This window comes from Pseudoalteromonas sp. GABNS16E, assembly GCF_028598715.1.
GTDB classification, from domain to species: domain Bacteria; phylum Pseudomonadota; class Gammaproteobacteria; order Enterobacterales; family Alteromonadaceae; genus Pseudoalteromonas; species Pseudoalteromonas atlantica.
Genome location: NZ_JAQREZ010000171.1, coordinates 1 through 403, shown reverse-complemented (window position 1 = coordinate 403; position 403 = coordinate 1). Strand labels below are relative to the sequence as shown.

Below are 403 nucleotides of genomic sequence, written 5' to 3'. Positions count from 1 at the left end.
TATCAAGAGTTTTCAAAAGTAAAAAAAGAATGATAGCAGTATCATTCAGTGCCAATTTAATCATTTATGATTAATTGGTATCTACTTTAGTATTCAATATTAACTTCTGGCGAAGTTAAACTGTCACTAACGTATGACTAAATCTAATGATTTAGTATTGCGACGTGGATTTGGTACTTAGGCAACGCCGCTGATATTTTTGTCGCTGGGCGCATAACGTGTTATGTAACCAAGCAAAAATTGATAGCAAGGCAGCATAAGTAACAAAGACCAAGCAAGACCCGTTTGGGTTGTATGGTTAAGTGACTAAGCGTACACGGTGGATGCCTTGGCAGTTGGAGGCGATGAAGGACGTATTAACTTGCGATAAGCCTAGTCAAGCTAGTAAAAAGCGCTTGAGACT

General features: G+C 38.5%; 1 rRNA gene. It reads left to right on the top strand.

The features are described 5' to 3' along the window. Window positions 1-296: 296 nt before the first annotated feature. Window positions 297-403, top strand: a 23S ribosomal RNA gene (locus tag PSI06_RS21160); the annotation flags it as partial.